This is a genomic window from Paracoccus limosus, assembly GCF_009711185.1.
In the GTDB taxonomy this organism is placed as follows: Bacteria; Pseudomonadota; Alphaproteobacteria; order Rhodobacterales; family Rhodobacteraceae; genus Paracoccus; species Paracoccus limosus.
In genome coordinates, this window is record NZ_WMIF01000005.1 from 91,074 (window position 1) to 108,442 (window position 17,369).

A 17,369-nucleotide genomic window follows, 5' to 3' on the forward strand; every position below is an offset into this window, starting at 1 on the left:
GCGCCCAAAGCCGTGCCGGATCGCAGGAGCGCCGGCTCAGAAGATCATGCTGAAGATGAAGAACAGACCGCCCGACAGCAGCATCGCCGCCGGCAGCGTCAGCAGCCATGCCAGCAGCAGCGAGCGCACCGTGGCCCATTGCAGGCCCGAGCCATTCGCCGCCATGGTCCCGGCCACGCCCGAGGACAGCACATGCGTCGTCGAAACCGGCAGGCCATACATATCGGCTGCGGCGATGGTGGACATGGCCACCAGCTCGGCGCTGGCGCCCTGCGCATAGGTCAGGTGCGTCTTGCCGATCTTTTCGCCAACGGTGACGACGATGCGTTTCCAGCCCACCATCGTGCCCAGGCCCAACGCGATCGCGACCGCGATCTTGACCCAGGTCGGGATGAACTTGGTGGCGCTGTCCAGCGAGGATTTGTAGGCGCCAAGCGCCTTCATGCCATCGGCATCGACGCCGGTGGCGCTGTTCTTGGACAGGTGGCGGATCGCCTCGGACGCCAGATACATCTGGTTGCGGGTGTTGCCGACCGCAGCCGCCGGCACCTGCGCCAGCGAGTCATATTGCTGCACTTCGGTCTTGAGGCCACCGATCACCGCTTCCAGCGCCGGCAGGGTCTCGGGGGTGACGGTCTTGGTCTTGACGTAATCGGTCAGCGCAGCGCGCGGATCGACGACGGCAACCGGGGCGGTGCCGGTGGCGCGCAGCAGCGCCGCGCTGGCCGCGTCCGAGGTCTGCACAAAGGAAAGGATCGCATCCGCCGGCATCGCGCGGTTCAGCGCATAGGCCGTCGGCATGGTGCCGATCAGGATCAGCATGATCAGGCCCATGCCCTTTTGGCCGTCGTTCGAGCCATGGGCAAAGGACACGCCGGTGCAGGTCAGGATCAACAGGCCCCGGATCCACAACGGCGGCGGCTTGTTGCCCTCGGGTTCCTTGTAAAGCGCGGGGTTCTTGATCACCGCGCGGGCGGCCAGAAACAGCAGCGCGGCGGCGCCAAAGCCGACCAGCGGCGAAATCAGCAGCGATTTGCCGATCTTGATCGCCTGTTCCCAATCCACGCCCGAGGTGCCGCTGGCGCCATGCATCATCGCATTGGCAACGCCGACGCCGATGATCGAGCCGATCAGCGTATGCGACGAGGACGCAGGCAGGCCCAGCCACCAGGTGCCAAGGTTCCACAGCGTGGCGGCGATCAGCAGCGCAAAGACCATCGCAAAGCCCGAGGCCGAGCCGACCTGCAGGATCAGCTCGACCGGCAGCAGGCTGACGATGCCAAAGGCCACCGCGCCGGTCGAGACCAGCACGCCAAGAAAGTTGAAGACGCCCGACCAGACGACGGCGACATGGGCCGGCAGGGCATGGGTATAGATCACCGTCGCGACCGCATTGGCGGTATCGTGAAAGCCGTTCACGAATTCAAAGCCAAGCGCGATCAGCAGCGCGACGAACAGCAGCATGAAGGGCAGCCAGGTCGTCGGCGTCGCGCCGGTGGCGTTCACATCGGCATAGACGCTGTAGGCGATGAACAGGATCGTGCAGGCAATGACCGCGCCAAAGGCCAGAATCGTGACCGGCGACATCGGACGGTCAAGATGCGGCCCGCGCGGGCGGGTTTCCGAGGGGGGAAATGTGGCGTCAGAGGGCATAATGGTTCCGCCTGGTTTCGTTCGCGGCGACGATGCTCCGCAACGATGACAGTTCTGCGACGGAACCGCAGGTTTATTAACCTTTTAGCCGCGGCGCAGCATCCTACGCTGGGGCTGGGTTGCAGTATTGGCGGAGCATTCTATCTAAGCGGTAAAACGGGGCGGGATGAGCCCGCCCCGCGCGATCAGTTCGCCGCCGGCGCTTGCGGCACCACGCTTTTTTCCTGCGGCGGGGTGGCCAGCGATTCCGGCATCGGCGTCAGGGTGACGCCCGCCGCCTCGCCCAAAGGCTGGCCTTCGCGGTCGGTCTCGGTCGGGGCGACATCTGCCGCGACCGGGGCGGGATCGGCCACCGCGCCCTCGATCACCGACAGCGCGGCGGTGGCCGCAGCCGGCACCGGATTGGCACGCTCGGCGCCATCGCTGCGCAGATAGTCGAAGAACTCGCCATCGGGCTTGATCACCAGCGAGCTGTTCTCGCCCTTCAGCGCGCGCTCGTAAGAGGTCATCGAGCGGGTGAAGGCAAAGAACTCGGGGTCGCGGCCAAAGGCGCGGGCATAGATCGCGTTGCGGCTGGCATCGGCCTCACCACGCACGATCTCGGCCTTCTTGCGCGCTTCCGAGGTCAGCTCGACCACGGTGCGGTCGGCGGCAGCACGGACGCGCTGCGCGGCCTCGCCACCGCGGGCGATCTCGTCGGCGGCCTCACGCTCGCGCTCGGCGCGCATCCGGGCATAGGTCGCGGTCAGGTTCTGCTCGGGCAGGTCGGTGCGGGTCAGCCGCACGTCGATCACCCGCACGCCCAGATCCTTGGCGTTTTCGCGCGCCAGATCGCGGATCTGGTTCATCAGCGGCGTGCGGTCATCCGACAGCACCGTGGTCGAGGGCACCGAGCCCAGCACCTGACGGATGGCGTTGGTGACGATATCGGCCAGACGCTGCTGGGCGAATTGCACCCCGCCGGCGGCGGTGGCGCGGCGGAACTGCACCACATCGGTGATCTGCCAGCGCGCAAAGGCGTCGACCACCAGACGGCGGTCGTCCAAGGGCGTCACCTCCATCGGCGGCGTCGGGATGCCAAGGATGCGGGCGTCATAGCGCGCCACCTGGTCGATGAAGGGCACCTTCAGGCCAAGGCCCGGGTTTTCGCGCACATCGACCACCTCGCCAAAGCGCAGCACCAGCGCCTTTTCGCGGACATCGACAATATAGACCGAGGCCATGACCAGAACGGCCACCACGATCAGGAACGGCAGGGCCAGAAGCGAAATCGCACGGTTCATCACTGGGTCCCCCCGGTCTTGGCGTCAGCGGGCGCGGTGCCGCGCAGGCGATCCAGCGGCAGATAGGGCACGACGCCCTGACCGACCTCTCCGTCCAGAATGACCTTGTTGGCCTGACCCAGAACTTTCTCCATCGTCTCCAGATACATCCGGCGGCGCGTGACCTCCGGCGCCTTGATATATTCGTCATAGACCGAGTTGAAGCGCGCGGCCTCGCCCTCGGCGGTGTTCACGGCATCGGCGCGGTAGGCCTCGGCGCGTTCGATCACGGTCGCGGCCTCACCGCGGGCGTTGGCGAGCACGCGGTTGGCATAGGCGTCGGCCTCTTTTTCCAGCCGGTCGCGTTCCTGCTGCGCGGCCTGCACCTCGCGGAAGCTGTCGATCACCTCTTGCGGCGGATCGGCGCGGTCAAGGTTGACCCGCACCACGTTGATCCCCGACTCATAGGCGTCCAGCGTCTGCTGCACGGCCAGCTTCAGATCTTCGCCGATGGTGCCACGATCCCGGTTCAGGATCGGCGCCAGTTCCGAACGCGCCACAATGTCACGCATGGCAGATTCGGCCACCGCGCGGATCGTGTCCTCGGGATCGGCAAGGTTGAACAGGTATTTTTCCGGGTCCGAGATGTTCCAGACCACCTGATAGGCCATGTCGACGATGTTCTGGTCGCGGGTCAGCATCAGCCCCGAATCCATCGGACCGGCGCGGCCGGTGCCGATTTCGGTGGTGCGCTCGCCCGAGACCGAGACGACCTCGGCGCGAACCACCGGCCAGGGGGCAAAGTTCAGACCGGCCTCTGCCGTGGCAAAGGGGCGGCCGAACAGCAGCTCGACGGCGCGCTGGTCGGGACCAACGGTATAGAAGGACATGAAGGCCCAGACCGCGACGACGCCCAGCCCCGCCAGACCCCAGCTGCCGCGCCCCATGTGAAAGCCCGCCCCCTGTGGCCGGCGCGGCCCGCCGCCGGTGCCACCACCGCCGCCCTTGCCGCCCATCAGGACGCGCAGCTTGTCCTGACCCTTGCGGACCAGATCGTCGATTTCAGAGATCTGGCTGCCACCGCGCCCCGGGCCCTGCGGGCGCGGCTTGTTGCGGTCACCGCCTTGGTTGCCCCCGGCATTGCCCCAGGGACGTTGCCCGCCCTGCGGCGGCTCCTTGCCGCCCTTGCCGTCATCTCCGCCGCTGCCCCAGGGGCCTTGTCCTGCCATCCGTCTCTTGCCTCGTCGCTTGTCGATCTGTTTGTAACTGGTGCCGCAAGATTGAAAATCAAGCCGAACCCACGGGATTTTCAGCGATCTTTCCGCCGATATGTCGGGTTGGCCGCCGCATGGTGACCAGTTCCTCGGCCAGCGTCGGATGCACGGCCACGGCGGCATCGAACTGGGCCTTGGTCGCGCCCATGCCCATCGGGATCGCCACCAGCTGGATCATTTCGCCGGCCTCGGGGCCAAAGATGTGACAGCCGACCACCTTGCCGCCGCCGCTTTGCACGATCAGCTTCATCACCATCCGCGCGTCCGACCCCGCAAACAGCGAGCGCATCGGCCGGAAACTGGCGACATAGACATCATGCGGGCCGCTGGCCGCCGCCGCCTCTTCGGTCAGGCCGATCGAGGCCACCTCATGCGGGCGCAGATAGACCGCCGCCCCGACCAGCGCATGATCGACCTTGCGCGGCTTGGCGCCAAAGACCGTATCGGCAAAGCAATGCCCTTCGCGGATCGCCACCGGGGTCAGGTTCACGCGGTCGGTCACGTCGCCCACGGCAAAGATCGACGGCACCGAGCTTTGCGACCATTCATCGACCAGCACCTGCCCCCGGCTGCCCAGACGCACGCCGATCTCGTCCAGCCCCAGCCCCTTGGTATGGGGCGCGCGGCCGGTGGCGAACAGCACCTGTTCATAGACCGCGCTGCTGCCATCGGCAAAGCTGACGCGGATCGCATCGCCCTCGCGCTCCAGCTGCTGGGGCGTGGCGGGCAGGCGCAGCTCGACGCCATTGACGCGCAGCTGTTCGGTGGCGTGGCGGCGCATTTCCTCGTCAAAGCCGCGCAGCACCGCATCGCCGCGATAGGCCAGCGTGACCTGACAGCCCATCCCCTGCAGGATGCCGGCGAATTCGCAGGCGATAAAGCCGCCGCCGACCACCAGAATGCTGCGCGGCAGACGGTCCAGCAGAAAGACATCGTCCGAGACCAGCCCCAGCTCGTCGCCCGGAATGCCGGGCCGCACCGGGCGACCGCCGACGGCGATCAGGATATGCTTGGCGCTGAGCCGGCTGCCATCGGCCAGCTCGACGGTATGGGCATCGACCAGCCGGGCGCGGCTTTTGTGGACATCGACATTGGCCGCGACCAGCCCGCCGGTATAGGCGCCCTCCAGCCGGGTCAGCTCGGTGTCAAGCTTGCGGCGGAATGCGGTCCAGTCAAAGGCGCCGGCCGTGGCGCCGCTCCAGCCATAGCCACGGGCCTCGGCGGCAAATGCCGGCGCCTCTGAGGCAAAGACCATCAGTTTCTTCGGCACGCAGCCGCGGATGACGCAGGTGCCGCCCATGCGGCTTTCCTCGGCGATGCCGACGCGGGCGCCATGTTCGCCGGCCGCGATCCGCGCCGCGCGCACGCCGCCCGAACCGCCGCCGATCACGAACAGATCATAGTCGAAGCTCATTGCAGATCCTCGCGTTCCAGTTCGACCACCGAACCGTCGGCGCGGCCGATGATCGCAAGGTTGCAGATATCCAGAAACAGCCCGTGCTCGACCACGCCGGCGATGGCCGACAAGGCCCGCGCCAGCTGCGGCGCGTCGGGGATCTGGCCCAGATCCAGATCAAGGATCAGGTTGCCTTCATCGGTGATGACGGGCTGGCCGTCCTTTTCGCGCAGGATCACCGGGCGGTCGGCAAGCTCCAGCCGCTCCAGAGCGCGCTCGATCTGCCGGCGCGTGGTCTTCCAGCCAAAGGCGATCACCTCGACCGGCAGCTTGAAGGCCCCCAGCCGGTCCACGACCTTGCCCTGATCGGCCACGACCACCATGCGATCCGAGGCGGTGGCGACGATCTTTTCGCGCAGATGCGCCGCGCCGCCGCCCTTGATCAGGTTCAGGTCGGGGTCCACCTCATCGGCGCCGTCGATGGTCAGGTCAAGCCAGCCGATATCGTTCAGATCCTCGACCACCAGCCCCAGCCCGCGGGCCTGTTCCGCCGTCGCCTTCGAGGTCGAGGCGCAGATCAGGTCCATCCCCTCGGCATGCACCCGCTCGGCCAGACGGTCGACAAAGATATTGGCGGTCGAGCCGGTGCCAAGGCCCAGCTTCATGCCGTTCTGCACCAGCGCCACAGCGGCGCGGGCGGCGGCATCCTTGGCGGGATCGACGGGCGAAGATTGGCTCATGGCGGGGCTCCGATACGCTGGGACCTGGGGTTTGCCCCATCTTATACGCACAAGCCCGGCCGGGGGCCAACCGGCCAGCGCGCAACGTCCCGGCGAAATACGCGTGATCGCCCCCACGTCGCTGCGCCCGCATCGCCCGTTGCCAGCGCCCGGCTGCTGACCTAATCATGCCGCCATGACGACATCCGCGCCCCTTCCCCCGACCTATGCCGCGATCATCACCGCCGCCGGACGCGGCACCCGCGCCGGGGGCGAGACCCCCAAGCAATGGCGCGAGATCGGCGGCCGCAGCGTTCTGAGCCGCAGCATCGAGGCGTTTTCCGGCTTTTCGCGCATCATCGTGACGCTGGCGCCCGAGGATATGGCGCGCGGGGTCGCGGCTCTGGCAGGGCCGGTGGTGCTGGTGGCGGGGGGCGCCAGCCGCAGCGCCTCGATCCGGGCCGCGCTGGAAACGCTGGAAGGCAGCGGCGTGACGCATGTGCTGATCCATGACGCCGCCCGGCCACTGGTCAGCCGCGCGGTGATCGACGGCGTGGTGGCCGCCCTGCAAGCCGGCGCCCCGGCGGCCGCGCCCGCGCTGCCGGTGTCGGATGCACTGTGGCGGGCGCAGGATGGCTTTGTGACCGAAACCGCCGCCCGCGACGGGCTGTTTCGCGCCCAGACCCCGCAGGGCTTTGCGCTGCAGGCAATTCTGGACGCGCATCGCCGCTTTCCCGAGGGCGGCGCCGACGATGTGGAGCTGGCGCTGCGCGCCGGCCTGCCGGTCACGGTCACGCCGGGCTCTGAGGACAATCTGAAACTGACCTGGCCCGGCGATTTCGCCCGCGCCGAAAGGATATTGGGGGAAGCGATGGACATTCGGCTGGGCAATGGCTTTGACGTGCATGCCTTTACCGAGGGCGATCACGTCTGGCTGTGTGGCGTCAGGATCGCGCATGACAAGGCACTTCTGGGCCATTCGGATGCCGATGTCGGCATGCATGCGCTGACCGATGCGATCTATGGCGCGCTGGCGCAGGGCGACATCGGCCGGCATTTCCCGCCCTCGGACCCGCAATGGAAGGGCGCGGAAAGCCATATCTTTTTGCGCCACGCGGCGGAACTGGCGCGGCAGATGGGCTATCAGCTTTCGAACGCCGATGTGACGCTGATCTGCGAGCGGCCCAAGGTCGGCCCCCATGCCGGCGCCATGGCGCTGCGCCTGTCGGAGATCATCGGCGTCGACCCCGACCGCATCAGCGTCAAGGCCACCACCAGCGAGCGGCTGGGCTTTACCGGGCGCGAGGAAGGCATTGCCGCCATCGCCACCGCCACTCTGGTCCGGGGGTGATGGCGATGGACCGGATGATCGCCAGTTTCTTCGGCGCAGGCCACCTGCGGCCCGCGCCCGGCACATGGGGCTCGGCTGCGGCGGTGCTGATCGCGGTGCTGGCCTATGAATATCTGGCGCCCTGGCTGGTGCCGGCAGGCTTTGTGTTGGCAGTGCTCGCCGGGTTCTGGGCGGTGCCGCGCGTGCTGGCGGACAGCGCCGACAAGGATCCGTCCTGGGTGGTGATCGACGAGGTCGCGGGGCAATGGCTGGCGCTATCCTTCACCGTGATCCCGCTGGCCCGGCACGGGGTATCGATCCTGACGGCATGGCCGGGCTATGTCGCGCCCTTCCTGCTGTTTCGGCTGTTCGACATCTGGAAGCCGTGGATCATCGGCCGCGCCGACCGGCGGGGCGATGCTACCGGGCTGATGCTGGACGATCTGCTGGCGGGCTTGTTCGCGGGCGTGGTCTCGGTCATTCTGGCCGGGCTTTACCATGGCCTGCTGGAGCCGATGCTGTGACCAATCCCGCCGATGTGCTGCACCTCGCCCGCCGCCGGGGCGTGATGATCGCCACCGCCGAAAGCTGCACCGGCGGGCTGATCGCCGGGCGGCTGACCGATGTGGCGGGCTCGTCCGACGCCTTTGATCGCGGCTTTGTCACCTATTCCAACGCCGCCAAGGTCGAGATGCTGGGCATCCGCCCCGAAACCCTCGACGCCCATGGCGCCGTCAGCGAGGAAATCGCCGCCGAAATGGCGCAGGGCGCGCTGGCCCGCAGCCAAGCCGGCATCGCGGTTGCGGTGACGGGCATTGCCGGCCCCGGCGGGTCCGAGCACAAGCCCGAGGGCCGGGTCTGTTTCGGTCTCGCCGATCCCTTTGGCACCCATACCGAAACGGTCGATTTCGGCGCCATCGGCCGGGCCGAGGTGCGCGCGGCCACTGTGGACCATGCGCTGGCGCTTTTGGCCGGGGCGCTTCAGCCCTGATCCAGCAGGTGCCGGAAACGGGCCACGTCATCCTCATGCGTGGCCCAAGAGGTCACCAGACGGATCACCACCGGCTCGCCCGCCGCAGGCGGCTGCTCTTGCCACAGCGAATGGCCGACGCCATGGGCGCCCAGCAGGGCGTGGACATGGGCCGGGATACGGGCAAAGACCTCATTGGCCTCGACCGGCACGACCAGCGCGCCGCCCGCCGCCACGATGGCCTGCGCCAAGGCAGCGGCCATGGCATTGGCACGGCGCGCCAGATCCAGCCACAGCCCATCCGTCACCAGCGCCAGCATCTGGGCGGCCAGAAAGCGCTGCTTGGACCAGACATGGCCCGATTGCTTGCGCCGGTAATCCAGCCCCTGCGCGCGGGCCGGATCGGCGATCACCACCGCCTCGGCCGCCAGCGCGCCGTTCTTGGTGCCGCCGAAACACAGCGCATCGACGCCGCGCAGCAGATCCGCCGGGGCACAGCCCAGACCCGCCACCGCATTGGCAAACCGCGCCCCGTCCATATGCAGCGCCAGCCCGGCCGCATGTGTCACATCCGCCAAAGCCGCAACCTCGTCCGGGGCATAGACCGTGCCCCATTCCGTCGCATTGGTGATCGAGACCAGCGCATTGGCGCCGTCGTTCAGGCTGCCCGCCGCACCAAAGCCGATGGCGCCGGCCAGTCCCTGCGGCGCGATCCGCCCGGCCTCGCCCGCCAGCGGCACCAGCTTGGCGCCATGCGAATAGAATTCGGGCGCGGCGCATTCGTCGCGATGGATATGCGCGGCGTCATGGCAATAGATCCGGCCGTAAGAGGGCGCGAATTGCGCGCAGACCAGCGCATTGGCCGCCGTGCCGGTGGCGACGAAACGCACCACTGCCTCGGGCCAGCCCAGCACCTCGCGGATTGCCGCCTCGGCGCGCTGGCTGACCGGATCGGCCCCGTAGGAGGCCATGGCACCTTCGTTGCACTCGACCAAGGCCCGCAGCACCGCCGGATGCGCGCCGGCAGTGTTGTCCGAGCCGAAATTCACGACTGGTCCTCGATGATATACTGCTCCCAGTCATCCTCGGTGATGCTGGCCTCGCTGACAGTCTGGCCGCGCAGGCTGATGCCGGCGGTATGCACCGTTTCGGGATCGCCCGAGATCAGATAGTGCCACGGATACAGGGGCTTGCCCTCGGCCCGCAGGCGATAGGCGCAGGTGGCGGGCAGCCACCAGGCGATTTCCTTCAGCTTCTTCGGCGTCAGCACGATGCAGTCGGGCACATAGTCATGCCGGTTGGCATAGCTGGAACAGCGGCAGGTGTCGTTGTCCAGAAGCCGACAGGCGACGCGGGTGAAATCCACCTCGCCGGTGTCCTCGTATTCGATCTTGTTCAGGCAGCATTTGCCGCAGCCGTCGCACATGGCCTCCCATTCGTCGGGCTTGAGGCTGTTCAGCGGCAGTTCCCAGAAACGCTCACGCATCATCGGCTCGACAGGATTTCGCGCGCACGGGCGCTGTCGCGGTCCATCTGCGCGATCAGCGCCGGCAGGCCGTCGAATTTCTGCTCGGGGCGCAGGTATTCGACCAGCGCGACCGACAGATGCTCGCCATAAAGGCTGGCATCGAAATCAAAGATAAAGCTTTCCAGATTCGGCTGGTTGCGCCCGAACATCGGCCGCACACCCAGACTGGCCACGCCCTTGTAGCTGCCCTGTTCGGGCCCGGTGAGCACATCGACCAGCACGGCATAGACGCCGAGCTTGGGCAGATGCAGCCCGTCCACCGCCATATTGGCGGTCGGATAGCCCAGCTCGCGGCCGCGCTTTTCGCCGTGGATCACCTCGCCGTCGATGCGGTGCCAATGGCCCAGCATCCGCTCGGCGTCGCGCATCCGGCCCTCGGTCAGGGCGGTGCGGATCGCGGTCGAGCTGTATTCGTTCTGCCCGTCGCCGATCAGCGGCGCCACGGTCACATCAAAGCCCAGCTCATGGCCCAGCCGCGTCAGCACCCGCACATCGCCCGAGCGTTTGCGGCCAAAGCAGAAATCGGCGCCAACGGTGACATGGCGCACGCCCAGACCCTGCGACAGCACCTGCCGGGCAAATTCCTCGGGCGAAAGCCCGGCCAGAACCGCGTCGAAGGGCAGTTCGTAAAGCTGTTCCACCTGCAACCGCGCCAGCCGGTTGGCGCGCGATTCGGCGTTCATCAGCCGAAAGGGCGGCGCGTCAGGCTGGAAATATTCGCGCGGATGCGGCTCGAACGTCAGCACGCCCAGCGGCGCGGCGCAGGCATTGCGCGCCAGATCGATGACGGAACGATGTCCCAGATGCACGCCGTCGAAATTGCCCATGGCGATGCTGGCTCCACGGGCGTCCGGCGGCAGAGCTGTCCAGTCGTGATGGATGCGCAATCAGGCCCCCGATGGGCCGCAGGCCGGCCCGGTCAGTCGAATTTACGGCTTGGCGCCAGAACGACGGCCTCACCTTTCAGGACGACCGTATCACCGACAAGACAGCGGGTTGCAAGGGTAACGCGCCGTTTGGCGTGGTCGATCGCCTCGACGACAACCTCGGCGCGCACCATGTCGCCCGGGCGCACAGGTGCCATGAATTTCAGCGTCTGGCCCAGATAGACCGTGCCATGACCGGGCAATTGCTCGCCGATCACCGCCGAGATCAGGCCGGCGGTCAGCATGCCATGGGCAATGCGCCCCTGAAAGATGGTGTCGCGGGCATAATCATCGTCCAGATGCACCGGATTGCGGTCGGTCGAGATCTGCGCGAACATCTCGATATCCTCATCGGTGACCAGCTTTTGCAGATGGCGCATCATTCCGACTTCGAGATCCTCGATGACGATCGTGCCACGGGGAAGATTGTCCAGCATCATTCAATGCCCTCGGTTGCCTTCATGCTGCATAGCAGCAAAAAGACCTTCGAGCAACAAAATAACGCCGAACCTATACCAAACGACTATTTGTTACCGAGCCATTCAGCGCAAGCGGCCAATGCTGTAGCGCGGATTTTCCGAGCGCGTGGCCAGCCATTCCGCCAGCCGCGCCGGATCGGGGTTTTCGACATCATCGCCGAACTGATCGGCCGCCAGACCGCCCGAGACGAACAGCGCGTCGATCCCCTCGCCCGCGGCACCCCGGATATCGGTGGCAATCCCGTCGCCGATGGCAAGGATGCGGGCGTCGTCGCTGACGCCCAGCTTGCGTCGCGCCAGATCATAAATCGGCGGATGCGGCTTGCCGAAATACAGCGACGTGCCCCCCAGATCGTCATAGAACTCGGCCAGCGCGCCGGCGCAATAAAGCCGGGTCTCACCCAGATCGACCACCACATCGGGATTGGCGCACAAGAGTTTCAGCCCGCGTTCGCGCGCCAGCATGAACCGGGCGCGGTAATCCTCGGGGACCTCGTTCACCTCGTCGAAAAGGCCGGTGCAGACGATGCCCTCGGCCTCGTCCAAAGGAACCCTCTGGATCGGCGGCGCACCCTGCCATTCGGGCGGCACGTCGGCGAAAAAGCCCTCGTCCTTGTCCATCATGATCGCCCAGACCTTGCGGCCGACGACGCCGGCAAACATCGCGTCCTGCGCCGCATCGCCCGAGCTGACGATCAGGTCCCAGGCGTCGCGTGCGACCGCCATGCGGTCCAGCTGGGCCGCGACATATTTCCACGGGCGCGGCGCATTGGTCAGCAGGACCACGCGGCCACCACCGGCGCGAAAGCGTTGCAGGGCGGCGACGGCGGCCGGAAAGGCCGCCACGCCATTGTGCAGGCAGCCCCAGAGATCGCAGAACACCACGTCATAGTTCAGCGCAACCTCGTCCAGCGAGGAAATGATCTGCGTCATCTGGGTGCCTTTCGGATCAGACGGCCAGCGCCGGGATGATCTGTTTCTTGCGCGACATGATGCCGGGCAGGACCACGGTGTCACCGCTGACGGTGGCGTTGAAGCTTTTCTCGGCCACGGCCTTGACGAAATCGTTCGGGACCAGCAGCGTCGCTTCCTCGTTCAGGATGTCGACCACGAACAGCAGCACCTCATCGGCACCATCGGCGGCGGCAACGCCCGGCATCGCGGCCATCAGCGCATCCTTGCGGTCCAGCACGACCTTGGGCGCGGTGGTTTCCAGAACCGAGACGCGCAGCTGCTTGCCGCCCAGCTCGTATTCCTTGCTGTCCATGCGCAGCAGGGCTTCCTCGCTAAAGGCCGACACGTCGGATTTCGCGGCAAACATCTCGGCGGCATATTCCGGGATCGAGACGCCCAGATCGGCAGCGACCTTTTCGGCGACCCAGCGGTCATGCGCGGTGGTGGTCGGGCTGCGGAATTCCAGCGTGTCCGACAGGATGCAGGTCAGCATCGCGCCCTTGATGGCTTTCGGCGCGCGGGCATAGGCCTCTTCGCCCATCAGGTCGAACATGATGGTGGCGGTGCAGGCCAGCGGGCGGATGGTGATGTTGATCGGCAGGCGCGTCTTGATGCCGCCGGCCAGCAGGTGGTGGTCGATGATCTCGATCACATCGGCATCATTGATCGAGGCGGGCAGCTCGGCCGGGTTGTTGGTGTCAACGATGACGCATTTGTCGCCGGCGGCCACGTCCGAAAAGATCTCGGGCTTGGGCAGGTCCCATTTCGCCAGCATCCATGCGGCCTCGGTGTTCGGCTCGCCTTGCAGCAGGGCGACGGCTGGCTCCTTGCGCACCTCGGTCAGATACCAGGCCCAGACGATGGGCGAGCCGGTCGAGTCGGTATCGGGGGCCTTGTGGCCAAAAACCTTGATCATGGGCATACCTTATGAGGATCGGAAATTCGCGCGCCTTATAGGCCGGACGCCCCGCATTGTCTATTGACCCAAGCTGACCGCCGCATTGACCGCCAGCGCCAGGATCACCGTGTTGTAGAAGAACGACAGCGCCGAATGCAGCAGCGTGACGCGCCGCATCGCCGATAGCGTCACCGCCGTGTCCGAGGTCTGCGCGGTCATGCCCAGCGTAAAGCTGTAATACAGAAAATCCCAGATCCCGGCCTCGTCGCCCTCGCCAAGGCCGGGAAAGCCCAGCCCGCACCGATAGCCCGTGCCCTTGGGCACATACCACAGGCTGGCATAGTGAAAGGCCATGACGGTGTGGATCATCGCCCAGCCCAGCGGCACCGCGATCAGCGCCATCACCGGCCGCGCCCAGACCCCGCCATGCGGATCGCTGAGCGTCATCACATTGGCCACCAGCCCCACCAGAACCGAGGAAACCGCGATCAGCACGATCAGCCACATGCCCTCGTCATCGTCATCGGCATGGGCGCGCAGCTCGACCGTGGTCATCCGGCGCACCTGCCACCATGCCAGCGCCAGATAGGTCAGGAAAAAGCTGTCGGCGAACACCAAAAGCCGGTCCACCCCCGGCAGCCACCATGTCAAAAGCCCCGCAAAGGCCCCCAGCACAAAGGCCGCCAGAAAGCGGTAATGCCGCCGCAGATCGGGGATCACGCGGAAACCGGCGTCTGCTGATGCTGCAGGATGCGCCAGTCGCCGTCGCGGCGGATCCAGCTGGTGGTGCACAGCGCGCGATAGGTGTCCGCCCCCGCACGGCGGGCGGTGACGCGATAGGCCAGCACGCAGATCTCGTCGGTCTCGATCGAGGCGCGCTCGGCAAAGCCTACCTCTTGCCAGCGGGCGCAGGCCGAAAGATGCTCGACGATCTTGCGCCGGGTCAGGATGCCCAGGGGCGCCAGCGCCATCAGGCAACCGTCATCCAGCCGGCGCGCCGCTTCGGCGGCCCCGGCCAGCCAGAAGTCGCGTTCCTCTGTCCAAAGCTCATCCGCCATCCTGACCTCCCTCTGGGCTGATCGGGCTGATCGTCCAGCCACGTTGTTGCAGCAGCGACAGAACGCCGCTCTCTCCTGGAAGATGCAGGGCGCCGAAGCCGACGACAATGCCCTTGTGCAGACGGGCGGCCTCGGCGGCGGCAGTCTCGATGGGGGCGATCCATGCGCGGTTGCGCTGATCCATCAGCTTGTCCTGCGCCAGCCGCATCTGGTCATCGACCTCGGCCCGGCTGAGGCCGGAATTGCGATAGGCGTCCTGACGGCCGAATTCCCAGATCAGCCAGCTGTCGCCCGAGAAATAGGCCTCGGTCAGGGTGACGGTATAGTCGTCGGCATATTCCGCCGCCGGCATGGCGGCACGGATCATGTCGATTTCCTCTTTCGGGGTCATGCCCGCGAACAGGCCAAAAACGGTGTCCCAAGGCTCCAGCGCGCGGATCGCCACGCCCGAGGCGCGGGCGCGCGCGATCAGCTGATGGTCCAGCCCGCCGGTGTCGCCGGCCGCCTTGATGTCGCGCAACATGCAGGGCGACACCGCCAGCACGACCGAGACATACCATGGCCGCAGCCGGCTGGTCACCACCGCCGGCATGCCGCGCGCCTGCATCGCCTGCCAAAGCGCGCTCCATTCCGCAGCCGACATGCGTTCGGGCAGGGTCGGGCCCTTGGCGTCCATGATCAGCGAAGGATCGTCGCGCATCGCCTGCGCCAGCCGCTTTTCCTCGTCCGGGCCGGCCTCGACCAGCAGGGCGGCGGCCCCGTCCAGTTCGGGGCCGAATTGCGCCATGACCTGCTGATGGCGCGGATCGGCAAAATGATAGGTGCCCAGCAGGGTGACGTGCTGATCGCCCTTGGTCGCGCGCCAGAACAGCCCCTGATGGAACGGCACCCGGGCGCTGGCCTCGTGGATCGCCTGCAAATCTGCGGGCGCCATGTCCTGCAACAGGTTCCGGCCCCGGCATTCCGCCAGCACCGGCGCCGCCGCCAGCGCGGCGGCAAGGCCCAGGCCACAGGCAAGGATCAGGGATTTCAGGCGCATCGGGCATCCATCAGCTTGTGGCGCGCCAGACCGCGCCGGGGTGGGTGCCAGCATGGCACGGCGGGCCGCCGCTGGCGAGGCCGCCTGCCCTAGCGGCGGCGCGGCAGCTCTTGCGGCAGGGGCTGGCCTGCCAGCACCGCGCGCCAGATGCGTTCGACCTGCGCCGCCTTGGCCGGCCATGTGAAATCGCGCATCACCCGCGCCTGCGCCGCCCGCGCCATGCCGGGCAGGACCGAAGGATCCGCCGCCAGCCCCTGCAGGCAGGTGCGCAGCCCGGCCACGATCTCGGCCCGCCGGCCCAGCGGGATGCGCAGGCCGGTGCCCTCCTCGACCAGTTCGCCCGGCCCGGCGTAATCGACGATCACCGGCACCACACCAAGCGCCATCGCCTCAAGCACGACGCCGCCGCCGAATTCGCGCACCGACGGAAACACCAGCAGCTGCGATTGCGCGGCGACGGATTGCACCTCGTGATGCTCCATCCAGCCGTGGAAGGTGACCGCCGCGTCCACGCCCTCGCGCGCGACCAGCGCATGCAGATCGCCGGCCTGCGGTCCGTCCCCGATGATGTCGAGCGTCAGCGCCCCCGAGCGCAGCAACGGCAGTGCCGCCTCGATCGCCATGTCGGCGCCCTTGTAGGGCACCAGCCGGCCGATGAAGCAGCCGCGCAGCGGCAGCGTGCCCGGCTGCGGCGCGGTCAGGCTGAAGCGCGCCGGGTCGATGGCGTTTTCCGGCAGCCAGACGCATTTGCCCTGCAACCGGCGCGGGATCTCGGACAGGGTATGTTCGCTGCCGCAGATGATGGCGCTGGCGGCCGCCAGCGTGGCGCCGCGCCCCGGCATCGCCTTATAGGCGCCCCGGATATAGGACAGCCATTCCTTTTCCCGCCGCCGCTCGCTGTCAAAGCCCGCAGGCCATGGCACGCCGCCATTCAGCGGCCCCATGACAAAGGGCACGCCCGCGCGTTTGCAGCGCGGCGCGATCAGGCTGTTGGCGGTGGGCGTCAAGGGCGTGACGCGATGCACGATGTCATAATCGCCGGCCCGGATCGCCGCGCCGAAGCGGCGCCAGACCAGCCGCTCGAAATAGCCATAGCCCAGCGTGGTGACGGCGGTCTTCATCGTCCAGCCGACGCCCTTGCCCATGCTGAGCCGCTCGGCCAGCTTCCACAGCGGCGCGGCCAGCTTTTCGCTGTCGATGGCGGTAAAGTCGCGGCCTTCGACCAGGCCTGCGCGCAAAAAGGCGTCGCGATTGCGGATCTGGGTGACGATATGGACATCGGCCACCGCGCGCAGCGCATTGGCCAGCGACCAGCCGACCAGCGGCACCGAGACCCATTCGGGATTGGCCGCCTCGGCAATGACAAGGGCCTTGATCCGTCGTTCCTGCATCGGCCCCGCCATGCTTGCCACCACCTCTGGCCTAGCCGGGGGCAGGAAATGCCGTCAAGCGCGAATGCGCGGAAAATTTTCTTTGCCGCCATCGTTGACAGACTTCGGGAGCGGGCCTAGATCTGCGGCACTGGCACTCATCAAGATCGAGTGCCAACAACATACAGCAACCTGTAACACCGGAGTGTTCACATGGCTTTCAAACCGCTGCACGACCGCGTTCTGGTCCGTCGCGTCCAGTCGGACGAGAAAACCAAGGGCGGCCTGATCATCCCCGATAGCGCCAAAGAAAAACCCGCCGAAGGCGAAATCGTTTCGGTCGGCGAAGGCGCGCGCAAGGATTCGGGCGAACTGATCGCCCCCGCGGTCAAGGCTGGCGATCGTGTCCTGTTCGGCAAATGGTCGGGCACCGAAGTCACCGTCGATGGCGAAGAGCTGCTGATCATGAAGGAAAGCGACATCCTGGGCATTATCGCCTGATCGTCCTTCCTT

The 17,369-nt window shown here is 66.9% G+C and carries 19 protein-coding genes; 4 read left to right on the forward strand and 15 right to left on the reverse strand.

All coding sequences use genetic code 11. The features are described 5' to 3' along the window. Positions 1-36: 36 nt before the first annotated feature. From GL279_RS05495 to rpiA, 5 genes are all read right to left on the reverse strand, one after another. Positions 37-1,587 carry an inorganic phosphate transporter gene (locus GL279_RS05495; protein ID WP_170293926.1) on the reverse strand — a complete coding sequence of 517 codons (1,551 nt, stop codon included), beginning with the start codon at positions 1,585-1,587 and terminating at the stop codon, positions 37-39. A 251-nt stretch (positions 1,588-1,838) separates the two neighbouring features. Further along, entirely contained in the window at positions 1,839-2,936 is a 1,098-nt protein-coding gene (gene hflC / locus GL279_RS05500; protein ID WP_155063610.1) for a protease modulator HflC, read from the reverse strand. After that, the gene (gene hflK / locus GL279_RS05505; RefSeq protein ID WP_155063611.1) at positions 2,936-4,144 is read right to left on the reverse strand and encodes an FtsH protease activity modulator HflK; all 1,209 of its coding nucleotides are present in this window, start codon (positions 4,142-4,144) and stop codon (positions 2,936-2,938) included. Before hflK ends, hflC begins: the two co-directional genes overlap by 1 nt. Positions 4,145-4,202: 58 nt before the next feature. Continuing rightward, on the reverse strand, positions 4,203-5,603 hold the full coding sequence (gorA, locus tag GL279_RS05510; protein ID WP_155063612.1) for a glutathione-disulfide reductase: 1,401 nt from the start codon (positions 5,601-5,603) through the stop codon (positions 4,203-4,205). Next, on the reverse strand, positions 5,600-6,325 hold the full coding sequence (gene rpiA, locus GL279_RS05515; protein ID WP_155063613.1) for a ribose-5-phosphate isomerase RpiA: 726 nt from the start codon (positions 6,323-6,325) through the stop codon (positions 5,600-5,602). The genes gorA and rpiA overlap by 4 nt, the downstream gene beginning before the upstream one ends. Positions 6,326-6,500: 175 nt before the next feature. Here rpiA and GL279_RS05520 point away from each other — a divergent pair, with 175 nt between their 5' ends. From GL279_RS05520 to GL279_RS19245, 3 genes are read left to right on the forward strand one after another with little or no spacing between them, the layout of a single operon-like run. Next, a complete protein-coding gene (locus GL279_RS05520) occupies positions 6,501-7,655 on the forward strand; it encodes a bifunctional 2-C-methyl-D-erythritol 4-phosphate cytidylyltransferase/2-C-methyl-D-erythritol 2,4-cyclodiphosphate synthase (protein ID WP_155063614.1) in 1,155 nt (384 codons plus the stop codon). A 5-nt stretch (positions 7,656-7,660) separates the two neighbouring features. Beyond that, positions 7,661-8,158 (forward strand): phosphatidylglycerophosphatase A family protein, encoded by a 498-nt coding sequence (locus GL279_RS19240; RefSeq protein WP_155063615.1) that lies wholly within the window; start codon positions 7,661-7,663, stop codon positions 8,156-8,158. Beyond that, a complete protein-coding gene (locus GL279_RS19245; RefSeq protein WP_343039717.1) occupies positions 8,155-8,625 on the forward strand; it encodes a CinA family protein in 471 nt (156 codons plus the stop codon). Before GL279_RS19240 ends, GL279_RS19245 begins: the two co-directional genes overlap by 4 nt. Here GL279_RS19245 and GL279_RS05535 read toward each other — a convergent pair. The 10 genes from GL279_RS05535 to GL279_RS05580 form a co-directional block, all read right to left on the reverse strand. Then, on the reverse strand, positions 8,616-9,653 hold the full coding sequence (locus GL279_RS05535; protein ID WP_343039718.1) for a threonine aldolase family protein: 1,038 nt from the start codon (positions 9,651-9,653) through the stop codon (positions 8,616-8,618). The genes GL279_RS19245 and GL279_RS05535 overlap by 10 nt on opposite strands. After that, positions 9,650-10,090: a YcgN family cysteine cluster protein gene (locus GL279_RS05540; RefSeq protein ID WP_155063617.1), complete on the reverse strand. Its 441-nt coding sequence runs from the start codon at positions 10,088-10,090 to the stop codon at positions 9,650-9,652. The genes GL279_RS05535 and GL279_RS05540 overlap by 4 nt, the downstream gene beginning before the upstream one ends. Next, complete coding sequence (locus GL279_RS05545; RefSeq protein ID WP_155063618.1) at positions 10,090-11,019, reverse strand: bifunctional riboflavin kinase/FAD synthetase; 930 nt, start codon at positions 11,017-11,019, stop codon at positions 10,090-10,092. The genes GL279_RS05540 and GL279_RS05545 overlap by 1 nt, the downstream gene beginning before the upstream one ends. Positions 11,020-11,051: 32 nt before the next feature. Beyond that, complete coding sequence (locus GL279_RS05550; RefSeq protein WP_155063619.1) at positions 11,052-11,495, reverse strand: MaoC family dehydratase; 444 nt, start codon at positions 11,493-11,495, stop codon at positions 11,052-11,054. Between the two features lie 105 nt (positions 11,496-11,600). After that, complete coding sequence (locus GL279_RS05555) at positions 11,601-12,470, reverse strand: TIGR01459 family HAD-type hydrolase (RefSeq protein ID WP_155063620.1); 870 nt, start codon at positions 12,468-12,470, stop codon at positions 11,601-11,603. A gap of 16 nt (positions 12,471-12,486) precedes the next feature. Beyond that, positions 12,487-13,407, reverse strand: coding sequence for a manganese-dependent inorganic pyrophosphatase (locus GL279_RS05560; protein ID WP_155063621.1), 921 nt, complete (start codon positions 13,405-13,407; stop codon positions 12,487-12,489). 60 nt (positions 13,408-13,467) lie between these two features. Further along, positions 13,468-14,109, reverse strand: a complete 642-nt coding sequence (locus tag GL279_RS05565) for a DUF1345 domain-containing protein (protein WP_343039719.1) — start codon at positions 14,107-14,109, stop codon at positions 13,468-13,470. After that, positions 14,106-14,447 carry a DUF4440 domain-containing protein gene (locus GL279_RS05570; RefSeq protein WP_155063622.1) on the reverse strand — a complete coding sequence of 114 codons (342 nt, stop codon included), beginning with the start codon at positions 14,445-14,447 and terminating at the stop codon, positions 14,106-14,108. The genes GL279_RS05565 and GL279_RS05570 overlap by 4 nt, the downstream gene beginning before the upstream one ends. After that, positions 14,437-15,486 (reverse strand): TraB/GumN family protein, encoded by a 1,050-nt coding sequence (locus GL279_RS05575; protein WP_155063623.1) that lies wholly within the window; start codon positions 15,484-15,486, stop codon positions 14,437-14,439. The genes GL279_RS05570 and GL279_RS05575 overlap by 11 nt, the downstream gene beginning before the upstream one ends. A gap of 89 nt (positions 15,487-15,575) precedes the next feature. Continuing rightward, positions 15,576-16,877, reverse strand: a complete 1,302-nt coding sequence (locus GL279_RS05580; RefSeq protein ID WP_155063624.1) for a glycosyltransferase family 4 protein — start codon at positions 16,875-16,877, stop codon at positions 15,576-15,578. Positions 16,878-17,069: 192 nt separating this feature from the next. Between GL279_RS05580 and GL279_RS05585 the strand changes: the two genes are divergently transcribed. Beyond that, positions 17,070-17,357, forward strand: a complete 288-nt coding sequence (locus tag GL279_RS05585) for a co-chaperone GroES (RefSeq protein ID WP_018000357.1) — start codon at positions 17,070-17,072, stop codon at positions 17,355-17,357. Positions 17,358-17,369 lie beyond the last annotated feature (12 nt).

Excerpts from the sequence above, each read along its gene's own strand:
- GL279_RS05495 (WP_170293926.1), bottom strand. The coding sequence starts at position 1,587 with ATGTCGCCGGTCACGATTCTGGCCTTTGGCGCGGTCATTGCCTGCACG.
- hflC (WP_155063610.1), bottom strand. The coding sequence starts at position 2,936 with ATGAACCGTGCGATTTCGCTTCTGGCCCTGCCGTTCCTGATCGTGGTG.
- hflK (WP_155063611.1), bottom strand. The coding sequence starts at position 4,144 with ATGGCAGGACAAGGCCCCTGGGGCAGCGGCGGAGATGACGGCAAGGGC.
- gorA (WP_155063612.1), bottom strand. The coding sequence starts at position 5,603 with ATGAGCTTCGACTATGATCTGTTCGTGATCGGCGGCGGTTCGGGCGGC.
- rpiA (WP_155063613.1), bottom strand. The coding sequence starts at position 6,325 with ATGAGCCAATCTTCGCCCGTCGATCCCGCCAAGGATGCCGCCGCCCGC.
- GL279_RS05520 (WP_155063614.1), top strand. The coding sequence starts at position 6,501 with ATGACGACATCCGCGCCCCTTCCCCCGACCTATGCCGCGATCATCACC.
- GL279_RS19240 (WP_155063615.1), top strand. The coding sequence starts at position 7,661 with ATGGACCGGATGATCGCCAGTTTCTTCGGCGCAGGCCACCTGCGGCCC.
- GL279_RS05540 (WP_155063617.1), bottom strand. The coding sequence starts at position 10,090 with ATGCGTGAGCGTTTCTGGGAACTGCCGCTGAACAGCCTCAAGCCCGAC.
- GL279_RS05550 (WP_155063619.1), bottom strand. The coding sequence starts at position 11,495 with ATGCTGGACAATCTTCCCCGTGGCACGATCGTCATCGAGGATCTCGAA.
- GL279_RS05555 (WP_155063620.1), bottom strand. The coding sequence starts at position 12,470 with ATGACGCAGATCATTTCCTCGCTGGACGAGGTTGCGCTGAACTATGAC.
- GL279_RS05560 (WP_155063621.1), bottom strand. The coding sequence starts at position 13,407 with ATGATCAAGGTTTTTGGCCACAAGGCCCCCGATACCGACTCGACCGGC.
- GL279_RS05570 (WP_155063622.1), bottom strand. The coding sequence starts at position 14,447 with ATGGCGGATGAGCTTTGGACAGAGGAACGCGACTTCTGGCTGGCCGGG.
- GL279_RS05575 (WP_155063623.1), bottom strand. The coding sequence starts at position 15,486 with ATGCGCCTGAAATCCCTGATCCTTGCCTGTGGCCTGGGCCTTGCCGCC.
- GL279_RS05580 (WP_155063624.1), bottom strand. The coding sequence starts at position 16,877 with ATGCAGGAACGACGGATCAAGGCCCTTGTCATTGCCGAGGCGGCCAAT.
- GL279_RS05585 (WP_018000357.1), top strand. The coding sequence starts at position 17,070 with ATGGCTTTCAAACCGCTGCACGACCGCGTTCTGGTCCGTCGCGTCCAG.